Source organism: Halorubrum shenae (assembly GCF_051194165.1).
In the GTDB taxonomy this organism is placed as follows: domain Archaea; phylum Halobacteriota; class Halobacteria; order Halobacteriales; family Haloferacaceae; genus Halorubrum.
In genome coordinates, this window is sequence record NZ_JBLZNI010000001.1 from 311,784 (window position 1) to 330,278 (window position 18,495).

Sequence of the window (18,495 nt, forward strand, 5' to 3'; positions counted from 1 at the left end):
CAAACGCATATGCAGCTAGCCGCCGCAGCGTCGATATGACCCTGTCGTTGCGCTGTTACCGGTGCGGAGAGCGGTACGACGATGACGCCCGCGTCCGGTGCGCCTGCGGGGAGCCGCTCTGGATCGACGCGGAGCCGACGGCCTTCTCGTGGGACGACTGCCGAAATCGGGACGGCATGTGGCGGTACGAGGCGCTGTTGCCGATCGATCGGCCGGAGGGCGTCGCGGGGGCCGCAGGCGGCACCCCGCTCGTCAGGAGCCCCGGACTCGACGACATCGCCGGCGGTCGGGTGTTCGTCAAAGACGAGGGCGAAAACCCGACCGGCGCGTACAAGGACCGCGGGAGCGCGGTGGCGGTTCCACACACGATCGCGACCGGCGACGACGTCGTCGGCACGGTCTCGTACGGGAACATGGCGATCAGCACCGCCGCCCACGCGACGAGCCTCGACCGGGAGTGCATCGTGTTCGTCCCGGCGGACATCTCGGCGGTGCGACTGGAGCTCATCGCGCAGTACGAGCCGACCATCGTGCGGGTCGGCGGCGAGTACGGGAAGCTGTACGGGGACGCGCTCGATTTGTCCGAGCGGCTCCCGGTCAGCGTGCTCGTGAGCGACGCGCCGACTCGTATCAGCGGGTACAAGACGGCGCTGTTCGAGATCTACGACTCTCTCGCCCAGGAGACGCCTGACGTGATCGCGCTGCCGGCGAGTTCCGGCGGGTTCGCCTCGGGCGTCTGGCTGGGGATCCGAGACCTCCAGAGCGCGGGGCTGATCGACGAGCCGCCGAGGCTGTGTCTCGTCCAGACCGCCGCCGCCGATCCGTTAACGCGAGCGTTCGACGCGGGTGCGAGGGACCCGACGCCCATGACACCGGACGAGACTGGCGACACGATCGCTCACTCGATCGGAAACCCGGACCCCCCGAGCGGCGCTCGCGCGCTCGCCGCGGTTCGAGACACGGACGGCGCCGTCGTCTCCGTCTCTGACGACGAGATACGCACCGCACAGCGCCGGTTCGCCGTCGACGGCGGCTTCTGTGTCGAGCCGGCGTCCGCGGCGACGCTGGCGGGTGTCTCGCGCCTCGCGGAGCGGGGCGACATCGCCGCCGACGAGTCCGTCGTCCTCGTCCCGACCGGGACGGGGTTCAAAGAGATGGGAGCCGGCGATGCGGACGTCGAGACGGAGACGGTCCACAGGACCGATCTGTCGGAGCGACTCGAGTCGCTGCTCGCTTTGTAGCACCCGTGAGAACGGAACGCGAACCGGTCAGACGCCCCAGATGACGGCGGTACCCGCCGTCGCGGGGTTGGCGAATCCGGAGAACGCGGCCCGCGCGTCGACGCCGGTCCACGGTTCGAGGACCACGAGGGCGGCGACGACGCTGATCGCGGTGACGTCGTTCGGGACGACCTCGGTGACGAACGCCAACAGCACGGCGACGATGAGCAGGAAGGCGACGGTGACGCCCGACACCTCGACGATCGGCATACCTGGACCACCCCCCTCGGTCTCTTCATTGTTCCCCTCGATCGGCGTCGCCACCGATACGACATTTAAAAAGGCGCGAGCGATAGCGACGATCTGTTATAAACAGACGAGGCGGTTGGCGCGCTCCCGAGCGGCCGCCTCGGCGGCCACGAGTAGCGAGGAGCCGAAGGTCCCGCTGGCAGCCGGCGGCTTGCCGCAGGCGACTGGGCTTTGGATCTGTTCACCGCATCGTCGCCGGGAAATAAATACGCGCTAGCGATACCGCGCACTCATTCGTACCGTCCGAACCCCGACAGCAAACCGGCCGGCTATTGTAGTGGTCGATCAAAACTGGTACGGCGATGCTTCACTAACCCCCATGTATGAGCGCGTCTCTCGGCGGCGCAAGGTGGGAAACATGAATCGGCGGGGATACGATGCGGTCGTCGGTGGGGTGGTCGCTGTCGTCCTCATCGTCGGCGGTGTGCTCAGTTGGCAAGCGTACCAGCAACAGCAGGCCTTCGACCAGATGGGATCGATGATGGACACGTCGATGGGATCGATCCACGGGACGAACCCGCTCTGGTACGTCCTCGGAACGCTCCTCGTCTCGGCCGTCATCGGTGGGGCGTATCTCGTGGTTCGGGACGAACTCGGTCACACAGGCGTACCCGACTCCTCACGGGACGAACCGGCGACGCCAGCCGATCTCGAGGGCGGCGAATCGCCAGCGGAGACCGCCGACGCGGCGGGAGATATCGATCCCGCGGATCAGCCGGAGGAACGCGTGTTAGACCTCCTGCCGGAGGACGAGCGCCGGATTCTCCGCCCGGTTCTTTCCTCGCCCGGCATCACACAGATCGAACTCCGGGACCGTTCGGACTTCTCGAAGAGCAAGGTCAGTCAGACGGTGAGCGCGCTCGAGAAGCGTGGGCTCCTGTACCGCGAGCGCCAGGGGCGGACGTATCGGATCTATCCGAGCGACGATTTGCAGCAGAATCAGGCGCAGTGAGCGCCACGACGCCGATCACCCCCGGGTCTGCGCCGAAGTCCTCCAGGAATGCGCCGAGCGCTGTCGGAACATGACGAGCGCCTGAACGGCTCAGAGTTCCGGAACGGCCGTATACAGCAGAATAAACGCGTTCACGGTCAGTAGCACCAGCACGAGCCACTGGAAGATCCGCTCGGGGATGTGGTCAAAGATGTACACCCCGATCCAGGCGCCGAGGAACACCATCGGCATGGCGACGAGGGCCTCGATCATTAGCGGCGTCGTCACCGCCCCCGTATATGTGAGACTCCCCAGCCGATACAGCATGAGCGTCCCGAAGAAGGCGGTGAACGTGGCCTTCATCTCCTCGTCGCTCCAGAACCCGCTCGCCGACATGAAGGCCCCGTAAACGATCATCGGCGGGCCGGGGACGGCGACGGCGCCGCCGAGGATCCCCGCGAGGAGGCCAGCCGTCGCGCCGATGACGTTCCCCGGTCGGTACTCTCTCGCTTCGATCCAGTCCGTGACGACGTCGAGCTGCTGGGTCGCGCCGACGACGATGACCGCTAACACGAGAACTGCGCCGATGGCGACGCGCATCTGCGCCGCGTCGAACCCGCTGAACACGACGATCCCGAGCGGCATCCCGACGACGAGCCCGCCGACGGGAACGATCCACTTCTCCCAGTCGAACGCGTCCCGGACGCTCCACCAGACGCGGGCGTTGGCCACTACCGCCGTCGCCGTGAAGATGATCGACGCGCTCGAGGGCGACCGAAACAGCGGCATGAGACCCATCGACACCTGTGCGAACCCGAACCCGGCGATACCGTGAACGGCGGCCGCGACGAGGATGACGGCCGCAGACATGCCCGTCGTCACCCAGTCGCCCGTCATCGATCCAGCCTCCGTTCCCCCGGTAGAGTTGGCATCTGAACAGCGGCGCTTCGACTGCGTCTTTTATTGTAATGCGCAACGCCGAAGCCGTAAGCGAACCTTAGATTACAGTTACGTTCTATGTAACTATATCCTGACATTCCGAACGCTCGATGTCTGATAACGACAGTCACAATGAACGAGCCTGAAACGGATATCGACGAATGGCGGTCTCTCGGCGGCGACCCTGTCGGTGACGGTACGGGTGTCCCCGACGCCGTCTTCGCCCACGTCAGCGACCTCCACGGGCAGCTGGCGCCGCGCCACCAGGTCTACTACGACAACCCGACGTCGGCGCCGGAGTTCGACTTCGGAGACGACGATCGCGTCGTCGAGCGCGGCGGCGGGATTCCGCTGCTCGCAGCCCAACTCGACGAACTCCGCGAGGACCACGACGTGTGTACGCTCATGAGCGGGGACACGTTCCACGGCTCCGCCGTGACCACCTACACGGACGGGCGAGCGATGCTCGATCCCGTCAACGACCACCTCGCGCCCGACGTCTACGTCCCCGGCAACTGGGACTACTCGAACGAAGCCGCCGAGGACGGCAACTTCGTGGCGCTGATGGACGATCTCGACGCCCCGATTCTCGCCAACAACCTCTACGACTGGGAGACTGACGAGCGACTGTACGACGCCTACCGGATCGTCGACGTCGGCGGGCTCTCCGTGGGCGTCGTCGGGATGACGAACGTCTACGTCGACCGGATGGCGCCCGCGTTCTCCGAGGGGAAGTACCGCTTCGGCAAGCACCCCGCACTCCTCGAGGAGTCCGCACAGGCCGCTCGCGAGGACGGTGCCGACGTCGTGGTCGCGGTCACCGAGATCGGCCTCCCGTGGATGGTCCAAGCCGCCAAGGACTGTGCGAGCGTGGACGTGATGTTCAGCGCACACACCCACGAGTACACCTACGACCCGATCGTCGTCGAGGAGACCGAAACGGTCGTCGTCGAGTCCGGCATGGGCGAGGCGCTCGGCCGCGTTGACCTCCGCGTTCGGGACGGGGAGATACAGTTCCGTCACCGCCTCTACTGTCTGACTGAGGGTGGCGAGCACACGCCGGAACCGGACGCAGATGCGGCGGAGACGGTCCAGGCCGTGCGTGCGTCCTTCTTCGAGGACGGCCCGGAATTCGAGCGAGGGGCCGGCACGCTCGACCGTCCGCTGGATACGGTTGTCGGCCGGACGGAACACCCGCTCTACCGGCAGTCGTTTCTCGAAAGCGCGTGGAACACGCTGTTCAACGACGCACTGCAGGCGCACTTCGACACCGACCTCGCCGTCTCGCACGGGTTCCGGTACGGGACCGCCATCCCGCCCGGCGAGATCACGCTCGGCGAACTGTACACGTTCTTCCCGATGACGACGCCCGTCGCTCGCGGTGTCGCCTACGGACAGCAACTCACGACCCACATGGAGCGGTTCCTCGAGGACAACTTCACGCCGTACCCCTACGACCAGGAGGACGGTCGCGTCCGCAACTTCTCCTCGAACGTCGAGGTGACCGTCGATCCGACCGCGAAGCGCGACCGCCGCCTCGTGGAGCTGCAAATCGACGGCGAGACGGTCGACCCGGACGAGACGTACTCAGTGGCGACGTTCCGCCGACCCGGCGATCCCGAACGCGACCTCGGCGGCTGCGGGTTCCCGTTTCAGGACGTCGAGGTCGACGACGAGACGATACCGGTCGACGTCATCGTCGAGTATCTCGAGGACCACTCGCCCGTCGACTACGAGGTGATGGGGCTGGTCGAGACCGCCGACGACGGCGGTCGAGCGCAGAACACGCCCGCAGACGGGCCGTACCCGTTTATCCAGCCCGGCGTCGACTACACAGGAGGCGAGGCGTACTGCGAGACGTCCATGATTCCGCGCGGAAACACGTTTCCCGAAGGGGGACGTAATCGAACGCGCTAGGCGTCGGCGAACGCGACAGGTCCGACGAACGGCACACTCGACACGACACAGGAGAGAGACGATGGTCAACAATATCACTGCGGAACGACTAGCGGGGAAGATTGACGCCGACGAACAGTTCGCGCTCATCGACGTGCGTCCCGAAGAGAGCTTCGCGGCGTGGCACGTACGCGACGCGGAGAACGTCCCGTATGACCCTGACGAGGGGTTGAGCGAGGACCAACAGAACGAGGTGAACGCGTTGGTCGACGACCGACCGGTCGTCGCTATCTGTGGGAAGGGTCTGACGTCGACGCCGTTTGCGTTCGAGTTGCAGGATCGCGGCTACGACGACGTCACGGTCGTCACTGGCGGGATGGAGGCGTGGAGCAAGCTCTACGAGACCGTGCCCATCGAGACGTCCGGCGACGACCTCGTCGTTCGACAGGTCCAGCGCCGGGCGAAGGGGTGTCTCGGCTACGTCGTCGGCTCGAAGGAGGCGGGAGAGGCCGTCGTGGTCGATGCGACCAGACAGACCGACCAGTTCAAAGTCGCTGCCCAGAACGCTGGCCTCTCCATCGCGCGCGTATTCGATACACACGTCCACGCCGACCACATCTCGGGCGGTCCGGCGCTCGCCGACGAAGTCGGCGTGTCCTACCACCTCAGCGACGTGGCCAGCGAGCGCGGCGTCGAGTACGAGTACGAACCGCTGTCGGACGGAGATGTCATCGACGTCGGCGACGTCGAGATCGAGGCGCTCCACACGCCCGGCCACACCTCGGAGATGATGAACTTCCTCGTCGACGGGAAACTCCTGTTAACGGGCGACACGCTGTTCGTCGACTCCGTCGGGCGGACGGAGCTCCAGTTCGGCGAGGACGACGCCTCGCGCGGAGCGGACCTGCTGTACGACTCGCTCCACGAGACGATCTTCGAACTCCCGGCCGACACGACGATCCTGCCGGGTCACCTCACCGTCACGAGCGACGGGCGCTACGAGAACGGCTCGCCGGGCGACCCCCTCGAAAGCCGGCTCGGAACGCTTCGCGACGAACTCGACTTGCTCGGGCTCGACCGCGAGGCGTTCGTCGAGCGATTGACCGAAGACGCCCCGGAGAAGCCACCGAACTACGAGACCGTCATCGCCATCAACACCGGCAAAGAGACCGTCGACGACGAAAGTGAGGCGACTGAACTCGAACTGGGGCCGAACAACTGTGCCGCGTAGATCACAGCGCCCGCTCTCCCGTCGCCGGCTCCTCCAGGTGGCGGGGGCGACAGGCCTCGGCGGGCTCGCGGGCTGTGCCGGTCAGCTACCGGGCTCCGGCGACGGTGCTAGAGGTCGTGAGGTGCCGCCCCGTTCGACAGTCACGGCCGAGCCGGACACGTCAGTCGGCCTCACCGCGGCGTCCGGGACCGTTCGACCGGCCCCCGAGACGTCGACGACCAACTGGACGTACGAGGGGCAGTTCCCGGGACCGGAGCTCCGCGTCCAAGAGGGCGACGTGCTCAGCGTCGAACTGACGAACGATCTCCAAGAAGAGACGACGATTCACTGGCACGGAGTTCCCGTCGCGAATCCGGTCGACGGGGTGCCGAACGTGACACAAGAGCCGGTCGCTCCCGGCGATACGTTCACGTACAAATTCCGTGCCGAACCCGCCGGGACGTACTTTTATCACAGCCACGTCGGACTCCAACTCGACCGCGGACTGCTCGGCCCACTGATCGTCGGAGAGCGTGACCCACACGTCGAGTACGACCGCGAGTACGTCGTCGTCGTCGACGACTACCTCCCCGGAGAGCCGAGGCTCCCTTCGGACGGGGGAATGGGCGGAGGAGGCGGGATGATGGGAGACGTTCGGCCGCCGTACGAGGGGCTCCTGATAAACGGTCGCCTCCCGGAGAATCCACAGACGTTCGGCGTAACGGAAGGGGAGCGGATTCGCTTCCGGTTCATAAATGCCGGCAGCGCGACGCTCTTCGATGTCCGGATCGCCGGCCACGAGATGACGGTGACACACGCCGACGGGCGCCCCGTCGATCCCGTCGACGTGGACTCGTTCGTCTTCGGCGCCGGCGAGCGCTACGACGTCGTGGTCGAGGCGACGAATCCGGGCACGTGGGCGGTGCAAGCGGATGCGCTCGACGGGGACGAACCACCGGCCAGGGGCGTCATCGAGTACGAGTCCGCGGGCGGGGAACGCCCACAGCGCCCGTCGCCGGCCAGTACTCAATTACGATACAGTGACTTGCGAGCGGTCTCCTCGCTCGACGGGGTGAGTGGCGATCCGGACCGGACGTTCGACCTGACGCTCTCCCCCGGTCGAGATCAGTCCTACACGTGGACGATCGACGGGCAGGCCTACCCCGACGCCGATCCGCTCCGGATTCGACCCGATGAGCACGTCCGGATTCGGATGACCAATCAGAGCCCGGTCGTTCACCCGATGCATCTTCACGGTCACTTCTTCCGGGTCGGCGACGCGATCAAAGACACGGTCCTCGTCCCCAGCCATCGAGGGCAGGTGACGATCGACTTCCACGCCGACAACCCCGGTCGGTGGTTCTTCCACTGTCACAATCTGTACCATCTCGACGCAGGGATGGCGCGTGTCGTGAGATACGTCGAGTGAGACGGCTGAAGCCCCGATTCACGTCGATTGAGGCGGCTGAAACCCCGATTTCGGGTAGTAGATGCGGTTTTCGTGCGGTGTTGGTCCAGTCTCGAAAAACCGACCGAGCGCCAATCCGTCGAATTCGCCCCGGATGAACGGTCTGGCTCATAATAAACGATTACATCGCTCTATAAACGTTCTCGACTGTTCTCCAATACGGATTCACACCCAGCAAGATAACTCCCGAACGCTCTTACGGGTAACCGAGGAGACACGCAATGACCAACTTCAAACTCGGCCGCTGGCTGCTCGTGGCGCTCGCAATCGTCGGACTCGCGGTCGCCGCCCCCGCGGTCAGCGCACACGGAAACGCCACGACCGCTGACAACGCCCCGATCGCTGACAACGCACCTCCGTCTGACGCGACCGCCGACGACTGGGCGGTCTGGATGGAGGCGCAGATGATCGAACACATGGGCCCCAATAGCGTCGACTGGATGGAGTCGAACATGGGCGTGACCGTCGGCGAGATGGCCCAGGACATGGCTAACGACAACTCCCACAGCGGGACGTACGGGCAGAGCGGGACGTACGGGCAGAGCGGGACGTACGGGCAAACCCACTGCTAACCGTTCTAACTGTATCGAACCGTTTCGGTCGAACATCGTGACCGATCACCCGTTTTTCATCAGCCTGCGATCGACGGCGAGCAGCGACGCGATCGCGTTTCCGCTCGCGTTCGCTCGCTTCTCTCCCAGATTCGCGGCTCTGCGTATCCCCGCGGCTCGCGGTGTTGCTCAGCGCAGAAGGTCCGGGTGCGAGAATCGAACCACGGTCGGACGTGCTCACTCCGTTGCGCGCCACCTCCCTGATTCAATTCCCGCCTTCCTGCCTTCTTCGTCACTCCGTTCCTCAGAAGGTCCGGGTGCGAGAATCGAACCCGCGTCTCAGCCTCCACAAGGCTGAAGGATAGTCCACTACCCTAACCCGGACACGCGTCGATATCTATCCCGCTTTGATAAATAACCGTTACGACTCCCGGACGTGCGTGTGACGCGGTGGCGCCCGGTGGTCGATGCCCCTCGGACTCGCGTGGCCGGCACGTCGATCGCCCCGACGACCACGCCGCTTTTACTCTTCGCCGGTGTATTTGGGGGTAACTGTGGCGTTTACCGATAAGATCTACGTGAAGAACCACCGGCAGCTCGCCTCCCAACTGGAGACGAGCATCCCGAAGGGCGCGTTCGCCGGCGCGACCCTTGACATGCTGTTCACCGGTGACGGCCTCTCGAAGCTCGATTCGACGACGCAAGACCGGATCTTGGACTTCGCCGAGGACTTCCTCGACTGCGACTGTCAGGCGAACCCGTACTGCGGCTGCCCGGAAGAGAAGTTCATGCGGTACGTGCTGGAGCTTCGGGCCGAGGGGCTCGGCCCGCAGGCAATCGTGGACGTGATGACTGACGACTACATGGTGTACGCGTACACCGGCGACGTGCTCTCGTTCCTCGACGACTCGGTACGGCAGCTTGAGGCGATCGAGACGCTCGCCGACGTCGAGAACAACGAGGAGATGTCGGAGCGGGCGCGGCGAGCGAAACGGGAACTGTCCGGGTAAGCGGCGGGGTTCGTTGTTGGCGACGATTCGGGAGACGTTTTCGACGCGTCACTTATCCATTTATAAATGCTGGCGCCTGCTTCCGGTCAGATCGCTTCCCGCCCGCCTAGAGCGTCCGAACGGTCTAAGTGCGCTCGCGCCCGAACTGAGATAATGAGTCTTCGGCCCGCGTGGCTTACCTTCAGACGATACGCGGCGGCGACGACGGGGATGACGCTGACGCTGTTCGCGCTCGGCGTCTACACCGCGGCGACCGGCTCGGGACTGGCGTGTCAGGCCCAGTGGCCGCTCTGCTCCGACCAGCTCATCCCCGCGATGACGATCAACCCGGACTTTATCGAGTGGTTCCACCGCGTGTGGGCCATGGTGACCGGCTTCCTCATCATCGGCGTCACCGGCTGGACGTGGCTCGGCGGTCGAGATCGCCGAACCCGGTTGGCGGCGACGCTCGCGATCGTCGTCCTCCTGCCGCAGATCACGGTCGGAGCCGTCACCGTCACCCTCGGCGGGCTCGTTCCCGGCGGCTACACGGTCTCGACGCACGCCTCCCACCTGATCTTCGGACTGGCGCTCTTCACGCTGCTCGGACTGACGACGATCTGGGGCGGCAAACGCGGCTCCCCGCGGCTGCTCCGAGCCGCGGTCGGCATCGCCGCGGTCGGCATCGTCGCCAGCGCAGTGTTCTCCCGGGCGGTCCCGTTCGTCACCTACTCTCCGGGCGCGCAGGCGGCCTTCTACGCGACCGGGCTCGCAGGCCACCTCGGCCTCGTGGCGACCGTCGCGTACGCGACAGAGGCCGTTCGAACCGGCTACGCGGGGTTCAGTCGGGCGACCGCGAAGACCGTTCGCCTGCTCGCTGCCGGATCGATGACCGCGCTGGTTGGCACCCTCCTCCTGGGACGTGACCTCGTCCTGTACACCGCGTTCTGGCAGCGGCTCAACCTCGTCGCGCTCGGTGTCGCCGCCGCACTCGCACTCGGCGCCGCGTGGGTGGTGCGGGGGGCCGACGGCGTGCGCGACGGGTCCGCCCCGATCGGCGGCGACTGACGCGGCGCGTCGTCGCGACGGCAATCGCTTCAGTCCGGTCTATCGATCGTCGAAACGTTAAAACCATGATCAACCGACTGTGTGGGTATGGATGGAAACCCACCCGTGAATCGACGGCAGTATCTTACTGCGCTTGGTGCCGGCGGCGTGACTGCGCTCGCCGGCTGTAGCGGCGGCGACGGCGGCGATGGAGCGGAGACAATCACCATCGGGTCCGATATCCCCTACCGGCCGTTCGAGTACCGGAACGAGGCCGGCGATCTCATCGGGTTCGACGTCGAGATCGCTGAGGCGGTGTTCGCCGGTGAGCTCGGACTGGATTACGAGTTCCAGGAGACCGGGTTCGACGGTATCATCGCCGCGCTGAACAACGCGAACTTCCGCGTCATCATGAGCGCGATGACGATAAACGACGAGCGCGCCGAGCGGGTGGACTTCTCTGACCCGTACTTTACGGCCTATCAAACCGTTCTGGTACTCGACGACGGCGAGATCACCGAACTCGACGATCTCCGCGGCGAGACGGTCGCCGTTCAGCGCGGGACGACCGGCGAGGCCGCGGCCGAAGGGCTCCAGTCCGACTTCGACGGCGACCTCGAGATCGACAGCTTCGACCAAGTCACCGGCGCGTTCGACGCGCTGCTCAACAACCAGGTCTCCGCGGTCGTCAACGACAACACCGTGAGCGCCGAGTTCGCCGGAAACAACGACGACGTGGTCTTCCTCGAGGGCGACGGCGTCGCCGCCGACCGGGACGACGCGCCGCCGTACCTCACGCTGACGATTGAGGACTACGGGATCGCCTTCCGACAGGACGACGACGACTTCCGCGAGGAGGTCAACGAGGCGCTCGCAGCGATCCGTGACGACGGGACGTACGACAAGATCTACAACGAGTACTTCGAGGGCTGATCGGCCCGCTTCGCAGTTTCTCACTATTCATACATGGCGACACAGACAGATACGGAGTCCACTACCGGCGGTCTGATGATGCGCGATCGGTTCGTGAAACGAGCGGGCGAGGCGGTCGCCGCCGGCTTCCTGTTGGCGATCGGGGGGCTCCTCGTCTGGATCCTGTCCACGCAGGTGAACTACTCGCTGCTCTCCTCGAGGCTGATCGCCGGTCGGTTCGCAGAGGCGTTCCTGCTCGTGCTTCGAATCGTCGCCATCGGCAGCGTGTTGTCGGTGTCACTCGGGATCCTCGTCGGACTTGGTCGGATCTCGACATCGAGGGTCACGGGACGGATCGCCAAGGGATACGTCGAGTTCTTCAGAGGGACGCCCCTGTTGTTCCAGCTGTTCGTCATCTTCTTCGGGATTCCCCGGCTGTGGGCGACCGGCCAGTTCCCGTTCGAGAACTGGGCCGTTCCCGCCGCCATCATCGGACTGACGCTGAACCACGCGGCCTACGTCGGCGAGGCGATCCGGGGCGGGATCGACGCGGTACCCGACGGCCAGATGGAGGCGGCCCGTTCGCTCGGGATGTCCAGAGTGATGGCGCTCCGAGAGGTCGTCCTCCCGCAGGCGTGGCGGAACGCGCTGGCGGCGATCGGCAACGACCAGATTATTCTCGTCAAGGACACGTCGCTGCTGACGGTCATCGCGGTGCCGGAGATCATGAGCGTCTTTCGGAACATCAACAGCAATCAGCTGGACCCGTGGACCCCACTCGTGTGGGTGTGCGTGCTCTATCTCGCGATCACGATGTCGATGAGCCAGCTCGTCAACGGGCTCGAACGTCGCTCCGACTGGGGGGCGGACAGCCGGATGTTCGGCCGACTGTCGGGCCTCGGATCCAGCGGCGACGCCGACGGAGGTGAAGAGGCATGACCGGTCCGCTCGTCGAGTTCGACGGCGTCGACAAGTCGTTCGGAGACACGCAGGTGCTGTACGACGTCGACCTCTCCGTCGATGAACGGGAAGTCGTCGTCGTCATCGGCCCGTCCGGCTCCGGAAAATCGACGCTGCTCCGGTGTGCGAATCGATTGGAAGAGATTCAGGGCGGGGACGTTCGTCTCGACGGCCAGTCGGTGATCGAGGCGGACGTCAACGCGATCCGGCAGCAGATCGGGATGGTGTTCCAGTCGTTCAACCTCTTCCCGCACAAGAGCGCCTTAGAGAACGTCGCGCTCGCCCCGGAGAACGTCAAAGGGATCCCTGAGTCGGAGGCGAAGGACGCCGCGCGGGACCTCCTCGACCGGGTCGGCCTCGCCGACCAGGCCGACTCGTACCCGGGGGCGCTCTCGGGCGGGCAACAACAGCGCGTGGCGATCGCGCGAGCGTTGGCCATGGAGCCGAAGGTGATGTTGTTCGACGAGGTCACGAGCGCGCTCGACCCCGAGCTGGTCGGTGAGGTGTTGGACGTGATCGAGGGGCTCGCGACCGAGGGGATGACGATGATCCTCGTCACCCACGAGATGGGGTTCGCCCGAGAGGTCGGCGACCGAATCGTGCTGATGGCCGACGGTCGCGTCGTCGAACGGACCGAGACCGAATCGTTCTTCGACGAGCCCGCGACCGAGCGCGGACGACAGTTCCTCTCGCGACTCCTTTAAAGGCAGAACGTGTCACTCAGTCGTTCGCACTACTAGTAAGTGAACTGAACTGTGGGAAAGAATTATCAATAGTTAGTTATATATTTTGAGTGTGACAGAACCGCTGGAGCGTCGACCGGGGGTCGCGTATCGGCGTCCAGACGGCGATCCGACCCGACTCGTCGTCGAGGCCGCCGGCGAGTCGCGACTGAGCCCGGAGGCGCTGCCGCGGTCCGACTGGCTCCGAGTCGTTGCCCCGGACGACAGAGATCGGCTCCGAGATGCGCTTAAAGGAGACCGAGTCGACGTGACGTATCGGCTCACGGTCAGCGGTGAGTCCGTGTGGGTCCACGAGCGCGGCGGCCGCGACGAGAGCGGCGACGTCGTCGGCTACCTCTTCCCTGCCGACGATCGGGCCGAGAGTCGCAGACAGCTCGAACGACAGCGGGAGCGGTTGGAGGAGTTCGCCAGCGTGGTCTCTCACGACCTGCGAAACCCGCTCTCCGTCGCCGTCGGGAACATCGAACTCGCCCGCGAGTTCAACGATGGGGAGGCCACCGAGCGGTTGGACCGCGCCGACGACGCGCTCGACTACATGGACGATCTCATCTCGGATCTGCTCGCGCTCGCCCGCGAGGGCCGGTCGGTAGAGGAGACCGCGACAGCCGACCCCCGGAGCGTCGTGGCTCGAGCGTGGCGGACGGTCGGCGCTCCCGGAGATGTCGTCCTCGTCGTCGACGACCGCCTGCCGACTATCGAGTGCGACCCGAGCCGCCTCCGGCAGGCACTGGAGAACCTCTTCCGCAACGCGATCGAACACGGAGCGGGAGACGGCATCGAGCCCTGCGCTCCCGATGAATCGAACCCCGATTCCCGCAGCGAGATCTTCGAGAGGACGACCGACCGCGACCCGTCGCTCCGGGTATTCGTGGGACAGCTCTCAAACGGGTTCTACGTCGCCGACGACGGTGCAGGTATCGATCCCGCAGAGCGCGATACCGTGTTCGATCCGGGCCACTCGACCGACGAAGACGGCACGGGATTCGGCCTCTCCATCGTCGAACGCATCGCGGAGGCTCACGGCTGGGAGGTCTCGGTGGAAGAGAGCCGGGACGGCGGCGCCCGATTTGAGTTCACCGGCGTCGACATCGCCGACTCCGTGCCGGATGAAGCCAGTTCCCGCAGCGGATCGGAACCGGCGGAAGACGAGTGAGCGCCGCGGCGACGGGACCAGCTGGTCCCGTGGCCGGCTCCGTCAGATGAAGTCGCTCAGTCCCGCCTGTCCGTCGTCATCGTCGGCGTTGTCCGCGCCGTCACCCTCGTCGCCCTCGCTCCCGTCTCCGGTCGCGGTTACGTCGGTGTCGACGGCATCGCCGGTGTCGTTGGCGGTGCCGGTGCCGCCGGCGGCGTCCGACGGACCGGTCTCGTCCACCGCCTGACGGCCGCCGGCAAACGCGCCTTCAGCGTGGTCCTCCATTCGCTCCTCGCGGATCGCCTGCGCGTCCTCGACGATCGACGCCACCTTGTTCGTCGACTCGCCGGAGCCGGTGACAAAGGAGACGCCCGCCTCGTCGAGGTCGTAGGCGGCCGCCATCGCGACCGTCAACTCGCGAGGCTTGCAGTGGTGGGTGACAGCCTCCAGAAACGGGAGTACCTCGCGGCGCGCGGTCGCGACGCTGCAGCCGCTTTCCGCGGCGATCCGCCCGACGACCTCGTCTGCGGTCGCGTCGGAGGAACTCCAGAACTGCGGGCGGCCGTAGCGCGTCCACCCGCCTTTGGTCCCGTCGCGCGCGGCGGCGACGCCCGCGGCCGCGTTGTCGGTGGCGTAGCGCCAGTAGGTGTAGTTCTGCGTGGCTCGGACGCGGCCCAGCCACACGTCGGCGTTGGCGAGGAAGTCGTACGCGCGGACCGTTTCGGCTGGGTCGTACACGTCGAGGACGTTGTTCTCGATCCACTTCGTCAGGTCGTCGGGCGTCTCGTCGACCGCGTACGCCGACTGGAGGGCCTCCTCCGCCGACTCCTCTTTGAGGACCGCGTCGAGGAACGGAAATAGCCCCAGTGACTTGTCGCGGTCGCCGGTGACCACGTCCTCGACCGCGATCGAGTCGCGCCCCTCCGTGGCGGCCTGCAGGTCGTTGACCGCGCCGCGAAGGTCGCCGCGGTTGCGCTCGGCGATCCGTTCGAGCGCGTCCGACTCGAACTCGATCCCCTCTTTGCGACAGATGTCGCGGAGGACGGGGACAATCGAGCGCGCGGAGACGTCGCGGAACTCGATCTCCTGCGTGGCGCTCCGGAGCCCACGCGCCATGTCGTAGTAGTCGTTCGCGATGAGGACGATGGGCTGGCCCGACTCCTTGACCAGCTTCGTGATCGCGCTCGCGCCGCCGCGGTCGTAGTTGCCGTGGATGTTGTCGGCCTCGTCCAAGATTACGAGCTGACGGGAGGCCGTGTCGCCGCCGGTCGCGCCGCCGCCCGCCGCGCTCCCGCCGAGGGTGGCGTTGCGCGCGGCCCGCCCGGCGAAGCGCTCGATGACGTCGGCGGTGCGCTGGTCGGAGGCGTTCAGCTCGACCGTCTCCCACCCCGTGTCGTTCGCGAGCGCGTGGGCCGCGCTCGTCTTCCCGACGCCCGGGCTCCCGTGGAGGACAACGGCCTCGTGGTGATCGTCCCACGAGCGCGCCCAGTCCGCGAACGCGTCGCGGGCCTTGTCGTTGCCGCGGACCTCCGAGAGCGTGTTCGGGCGGTACTTCTCCGTCCAGTCGCTCATTACCGGACGGTGGTCCGAGGTGCGCTTAGTGGTTGCGGAGGAACGCTCGTCGAGCCGCCCCGACGTGTCACCGCCTTCCAGCCTTCAGTCGGCCGCGATGACCGCCTCGTCGTCGTCGAGGGCGGGACGACCGACCAAGCGGTCGAACGAGAGCGGACCGGACCCGAGCGTGAAGACGGCCGAGGCCATGCCGAACAGCGCGACGTGAGCGAGAACGGGGTCGTCCGGGAGGCCGAACAACGTCGTCGTGAACAACACGAACGAGAGGGCGGCCGCGCCGCGGGTGAAGAACCCGGCGATGAGCGCTACCCCCACTGCGATTTCGGTGACGCCGGCGCCGACCACCCACAGCCCCGGGTCGACCGGGACGACCGACGTGAGGTCGTACTTCTCGACGACGAGCAACGCTCGACCGGGGTCCGCGAGCTTCTCCATCAGCCCGAGGTAAATGAACGTGACACCCATCCCGACCCGGAGCACGGTCGGGACGTACCGGCGTAGCGGGCCGATCGACGCGTCGAGGAACGACTTCAGATGGTGGACGGGGTCGATCCGGCCGTAATACGATCCCGGTGTGCTCGCGACCGCTAGCAGCATGTCGTCGGCGCTCGGTCGCCCGCCGCCGAGGATCACGAGCGCGATCAGCACCGGGACGTACTCCATCGCGATAACGACGGCGGGGTCGACCGCGAGGAGGATCCACGCGTACGTCAGCAGGCCGACCGCCGCGACGATCCGCGTCGCGAGTCCGAAGAGGGTGAAGAAGCCGAGCCCGATGAACAGCACCCGGAGGAACGGGCTCGCCCCGGTATCGAACGCGAGCGTCGGCGCGAAGAGGTACCCCTGAAACCCGGCGCCGACGAGCGGCAGCCCGATGGCGAGTCGCAGCATCCACGGGACGAGGTCGCCGTAGCTAGCGAGCTTCTCGCGGAGGACGACCACGTCGGTGATCGTCGGCCGCACCCAGAGGTACGCGGCGAGTCCAACGACCGCAGCGAGGCCGCCACCCGCGAACAACGCGGCGTTTAGCGGCTCCGACAGCACTTCGGCGGTGAACGCCACCGCGTCGAGCGGGTCTCCGCTGTCCTCGGTGACGTAATCGACGTGGGCCGCGACCGGTCGCGCGACGAGCGTCGCGAACAGCGCGAGCGCGGCAACGGTGATCGGTCGAGAGCGAACGGACATACAACCTCTATGGGCCGAACACACCTAACGCTGTTTCCTCATAGACATTCGGGAGAAACTCTGAAACGCTCGATCCCGCACGAAAGTGAGGTCCAGCTAGATCGGTCCGATGCGGGTGTGCCTTCGTCGACCATCGCCTCCGCTCGCCGCACTCATCCAAGAGAGTACGCCTTCGGAACGGCGGCGGTCGGAGCGTCGACGAGCGTGACTTCTGGGGGAACCTGAGGCGGCACCGTCAGTCTAGATCGGCGGTGTGGGCTTCGCTACCCACGTTCTAGAGTTTTGAAAGTACCGTATGGGACCGCTGAGAGTCGAACTCAGGTCATACGGACCCCATCCGCATAGGATACCACTACCCCACGGTCCCTGTCTGCATCCAAAAAAATGAGAGTCCACTAATTAAGGACTTCGTTTCAGTCGTCGCGTACGTCCCCGATACGTCAGACCAAGACGCGCTCTAACGAGACGACGACCCCTGACTCGGCGTCTGGATCGCCGACCAGCCGCCCGAGACAGACGGCGGCGCCGTCGGGGGTATGGCAGGCGACGAGCGGAGGGTCGTCGTCCCTCGTCACGTTCTCGCCCGGATCCGCATCGACGCCCGCTACGCCGATGACGCCGGGGGCGTAGACGGGCGCGCCGGTGGCCACGTTGCGCGCGGCGGAGGGCGCGATCGTCACCGACGGGAGGTGAACTAGCGCGTCCTCGGCCGGGCGGACGACATCGCGGAGGTACGCGTCGTCACCGCCCTCGGCCCACGCGAGTCCGTCGAGGAGGTCCTGTAAGGGGTGCAGGTCGCGGTCGTCGAACGGGTCGGTGGCGGTGCGCCGGAGGTGGCCCATGTGCGCCCCGACGCCGGTGGCGAGGCCGATGTCGTGACAGAGCTTTCGGACGTACGTCCCGGACTCACACCCGATCCGGAGGAGCGCCTGCCGCTCGTCGACCTCCAGCACGTTGAGGTCGTGGATCGTGCGGGTTCGGAGCCGGCGGGTCACCGCGCTCTTTCGCGGCGGCTTCTGATAGATCTCGGCCTCGAACTCTGCGACCACGTCGCGGAAGTCCCCGGGGGGCGACCCGTGGAGCTCCAGCACCGAGACGTACTCTTTGCTTCCCTCCAAGAAGACCTGCGCGGCCCGAGTCGCGTCGCCGGTCAGCGTCGGGAGACAGCCGGTGACCTTGGGGTCGAGCGTCCCCGCGTGAGCGACCCCGTCGATCTGCGGGCCGTCCGGGTCCAGCGTCGCCAGCGACTCGTTGATCGCGTCGCGGACCCACGCGGAGAGCTGGTGGGAGGAGGGGCCGGCCGGCTTGTCGACGTTGACGACGCCGAACCGGAGTAGCTCCGGGATCGAGCGCTCATCTGGCGGGGATCGAAGGAGATCGGCATCGGAATCGTCGTCGGTGTCGTCCGTGTGTCGAGTCATGCGAAAGTGG

Annotated in this window: 18 protein-coding genes and 2 tRNA genes; 13 read left to right on the forward strand and 7 right to left on the reverse strand. The window is 66.1% G+C overall.

Annotated elements, in window-relative coordinates; translation table 11 throughout:
• Positions 1 to 35 precede the first annotated feature (35 nt).
• On the forward strand, positions 36 to 1,241 hold the full coding sequence (locus tag ACNS88_RS01590; RefSeq protein WP_435093258.1) for a threonine synthase: 1,206 nt from the start codon (positions 36 to 38) through the stop codon (positions 1,239 to 1,241).
• Positions 1,242 to 1,268: 27 nt separating this feature from the next.
• Here ACNS88_RS01590 and ACNS88_RS01595 read toward each other — a convergent pair whose 3' ends face one another.
• Positions 1,269 to 1,490, reverse strand: a complete 222-nt coding sequence (locus ACNS88_RS01595) for a hypothetical protein (protein WP_435093260.1) — start codon at positions 1,488 to 1,490, stop codon at positions 1,269 to 1,271.
• 397 nt (positions 1,491 to 1,887) lie between these two features.
• On the opposite strand from ACNS88_RS01595, the gene ACNS88_RS01600 reads away from it, so the two are divergent.
• Positions 1,888 to 2,481 (forward strand): helix-turn-helix transcriptional regulator, encoded by a 594-nt coding sequence (locus ACNS88_RS01600; protein WP_435093263.1) that lies wholly within the window; start codon positions 1,888 to 1,890, stop codon positions 2,479 to 2,481.
• On the forward strand, positions 2,468 to 2,566 hold the full coding sequence (locus ACNS88_RS17635) for a four-helix bundle copper-binding protein (protein ID WP_496923265.1): 99 nt from the start codon (positions 2,468 to 2,470) through the stop codon (positions 2,564 to 2,566). The genes ACNS88_RS01600 and ACNS88_RS17635 overlap by 14 nt, the downstream gene beginning before the upstream one ends.
• A 5-nt stretch (positions 2,567 to 2,571) precedes the next feature.
• Here ACNS88_RS17635 and ACNS88_RS01605 read toward each other — a convergent pair whose 3' ends face one another.
• The gene (locus ACNS88_RS01605) at positions 2,572 to 3,357 is read right to left on the reverse strand and encodes a TSUP family transporter (protein WP_435093265.1); all 786 of its coding nucleotides are present in this window, start codon (positions 3,355 to 3,357) and stop codon (positions 2,572 to 2,574) included.
• A 174-nt stretch (positions 3,358 to 3,531) separates the two neighbouring features.
• Here ACNS88_RS01605 and ACNS88_RS01610 point away from each other — a divergent pair, with 174 nt between their 5' ends.
• From ACNS88_RS01610 to ACNS88_RS01625, 4 genes are all read left to right on the forward strand, one after another.
• Complete coding sequence (locus ACNS88_RS01610) at positions 3,532 to 5,316, forward strand: 5'-nucleotidase C-terminal domain-containing protein (protein ID WP_435093267.1); 1,785 nt, start codon at positions 3,532 to 3,534, stop codon at positions 5,314 to 5,316.
• Between the two features lie 61 nt (positions 5,317 to 5,377).
• Positions 5,378 to 6,526 carry an MBL fold metallo-hydrolase gene (locus ACNS88_RS01615; RefSeq protein ID WP_435093269.1) on the forward strand — a complete coding sequence of 383 codons (1,149 nt, stop codon included), beginning with the start codon at positions 5,378 to 5,380 and terminating at the stop codon, positions 6,524 to 6,526.
• Positions 6,516 to 7,934: a multicopper oxidase family protein gene (locus tag ACNS88_RS01620; protein WP_435093272.1), complete on the forward strand. Its 1,419-nt coding sequence runs from the start codon at positions 6,516 to 6,518 to the stop codon at positions 7,932 to 7,934. Before ACNS88_RS01615 ends, ACNS88_RS01620 begins: the two co-directional genes overlap by 11 nt.
• 260 nt (positions 7,935 to 8,194) lie before the next feature.
• Complete coding sequence (locus ACNS88_RS01625; protein ID WP_435093274.1) at positions 8,195 to 8,545, forward strand: hypothetical protein; 351 nt, start codon at positions 8,195 to 8,197, stop codon at positions 8,543 to 8,545.
• Positions 8,546 to 8,835: 290 nt separating this feature from the next.
• On the opposite strand, the gene ACNS88_RS01630 is transcribed toward ACNS88_RS01625, so the two are convergent.
• A tRNA-His gene (locus tag ACNS88_RS01630) sits at positions 8,836 to 8,908 on the reverse strand.
• A 170-nt stretch (positions 8,909 to 9,078) separates the two neighbouring features.
• Here ACNS88_RS01630 and ACNS88_RS01635 point away from each other — a divergent pair.
• The 6 genes from ACNS88_RS01635 (at position 9,079) to ACNS88_RS01660 (ending at position 14,328) form a co-directional block, all read left to right on the forward strand.
• On the forward strand, positions 9,079 to 9,534 hold the full coding sequence (locus tag ACNS88_RS01635; protein WP_435093276.1) for a DUF5814 domain-containing protein: 456 nt from the start codon (positions 9,079 to 9,081) through the stop codon (positions 9,532 to 9,534).
• A gap of 153 nt (positions 9,535 to 9,687) precedes the next feature.
• Positions 9,688 to 10,581 (forward strand): COX15/CtaA family protein, encoded by an 894-nt coding sequence (locus tag ACNS88_RS01640; protein ID WP_435093278.1) that lies wholly within the window; start codon positions 9,688 to 9,690, stop codon positions 10,579 to 10,581.
• Positions 10,582 to 10,668: 87 nt separating this feature from the next.
• A complete protein-coding gene (locus ACNS88_RS01645) occupies positions 10,669 to 11,493 on the forward strand; it encodes a basic amino acid ABC transporter substrate-binding protein (protein ID WP_435093281.1) in 825 nt (274 codons plus the stop codon).
• A gap of 78 nt (positions 11,494 to 11,571) precedes the next feature.
• Positions 11,572 to 12,411 carry an amino acid ABC transporter permease gene (locus ACNS88_RS01650; protein WP_435093282.1) on the forward strand — a complete coding sequence of 280 codons (840 nt, stop codon included), beginning with the start codon at positions 11,572 to 11,574 and terminating at the stop codon, positions 12,409 to 12,411.
• Positions 12,408 to 13,136 carry an amino acid ABC transporter ATP-binding protein gene (locus ACNS88_RS01655; RefSeq protein ID WP_435093284.1) on the forward strand — a complete coding sequence of 243 codons (729 nt, stop codon included), beginning with the start codon at positions 12,408 to 12,410 and terminating at the stop codon, positions 13,134 to 13,136. Before ACNS88_RS01650 ends, ACNS88_RS01655 begins: the two co-directional genes overlap by 4 nt.
• A gap of 103 nt (positions 13,137 to 13,239) precedes the next feature.
• Positions 13,240 to 14,328, forward strand: coding sequence for a sensor histidine kinase (locus ACNS88_RS01660; RefSeq protein ID WP_435093643.1), 1,089 nt, complete (start codon positions 13,240 to 13,242; stop codon positions 14,326 to 14,328).
• A gap of 42 nt (positions 14,329 to 14,370) precedes the next feature.
• Here the strand turns inward: ACNS88_RS01660 and ACNS88_RS01665 are convergent, their stop codons facing one another.
• The 4 genes from ACNS88_RS01665 to ACNS88_RS01680 form a co-directional block, all read right to left on the reverse strand.
• Positions 14,371 to 15,879 carry a replication factor C large subunit gene (locus tag ACNS88_RS01665; RefSeq protein ID WP_435093286.1) on the reverse strand — a complete coding sequence of 503 codons (1,509 nt, stop codon included), beginning with the start codon at positions 15,877 to 15,879 and terminating at the stop codon, positions 14,371 to 14,373.
• Positions 15,880 to 15,963: 84 nt separating this feature from the next.
• Positions 15,964 to 17,064, reverse strand: coding sequence for a DoxX family protein (locus tag ACNS88_RS01670; protein ID WP_435093288.1), 1,101 nt, complete (start codon positions 17,062 to 17,064; stop codon positions 15,964 to 15,966).
• Between the two features lie 296 nt (positions 17,065 to 17,360).
• A tRNA-Pro gene (locus ACNS88_RS01675) sits at positions 17,361 to 17,431 on the reverse strand.
• Between the two features lie 73 nt (positions 17,432 to 17,504).
• Positions 17,505 to 18,485: an RNA-guided pseudouridylation complex pseudouridine synthase subunit Cbf5 gene (locus ACNS88_RS01680; RefSeq protein ID WP_435093290.1), complete on the reverse strand. Its 981-nt coding sequence runs from the start codon at positions 18,483 to 18,485 to the stop codon at positions 17,505 to 17,507.
• Positions 18,486 to 18,495: the final 10 nt, after the last annotated feature.

Excerpts from the sequence above, each read along its gene's own strand:
- ACNS88_RS01590 (WP_435093258.1), top strand. The coding sequence starts at position 36 with ATGACCCTGTCGTTGCGCTGTTACCGGTGCGGAGAGCGGTACGACGAT.
- ACNS88_RS01595 (WP_435093260.1), bottom strand. The coding sequence starts at position 1,490 with ATGCCGATCGTCGAGGTGTCGGGCGTCACCGTCGCCTTCCTGCTCATC.
- ACNS88_RS01600 (WP_435093263.1), top strand. The coding sequence starts at position 1,888 with ATGAATCGGCGGGGATACGATGCGGTCGTCGGTGGGGTGGTCGCTGTC.
- ACNS88_RS01605 (WP_435093265.1), bottom strand. The coding sequence starts at position 3,357 with ATGACGGGCGACTGGGTGACGACGGGCATGTCTGCGGCCGTCATCCTC.
- ACNS88_RS01610 (WP_435093267.1), top strand. The coding sequence starts at position 3,532 with ATGAACGAGCCTGAAACGGATATCGACGAATGGCGGTCTCTCGGCGGC.
- ACNS88_RS01615 (WP_435093269.1), top strand. The coding sequence starts at position 5,378 with ATGGTCAACAATATCACTGCGGAACGACTAGCGGGGAAGATTGACGCC.
- ACNS88_RS01625 (WP_435093274.1), top strand. The coding sequence starts at position 8,195 with ATGACCAACTTCAAACTCGGCCGCTGGCTGCTCGTGGCGCTCGCAATC.
- ACNS88_RS01640 (WP_435093278.1), top strand. The coding sequence starts at position 9,688 with ATGAGTCTTCGGCCCGCGTGGCTTACCTTCAGACGATACGCGGCGGCG.
- ACNS88_RS01645 (WP_435093281.1), top strand. The coding sequence starts at position 10,669 with ATGGATGGAAACCCACCCGTGAATCGACGGCAGTATCTTACTGCGCTT.
- ACNS88_RS01650 (WP_435093282.1), top strand. The coding sequence starts at position 11,572 with ATGCGCGATCGGTTCGTGAAACGAGCGGGCGAGGCGGTCGCCGCCGGC.
- ACNS88_RS01655 (WP_435093284.1), top strand. The coding sequence starts at position 12,408 with ATGACCGGTCCGCTCGTCGAGTTCGACGGCGTCGACAAGTCGTTCGGA.
- ACNS88_RS01665 (WP_435093286.1), bottom strand. The coding sequence starts at position 15,879 with ATGAGCGACTGGACGGAGAAGTACCGCCCGAACACGCTCTCGGAGGTC.
- ACNS88_RS01670 (WP_435093288.1), bottom strand. The coding sequence starts at position 17,064 with ATGTCCGTTCGCTCTCGACCGATCACCGTTGCCGCGCTCGCGCTGTTC.
- ACNS88_RS01680 (WP_435093290.1), bottom strand. The coding sequence starts at position 18,485 with ATGACTCGACACACGGACGACACCGACGACGATTCCGATGCCGATCTC.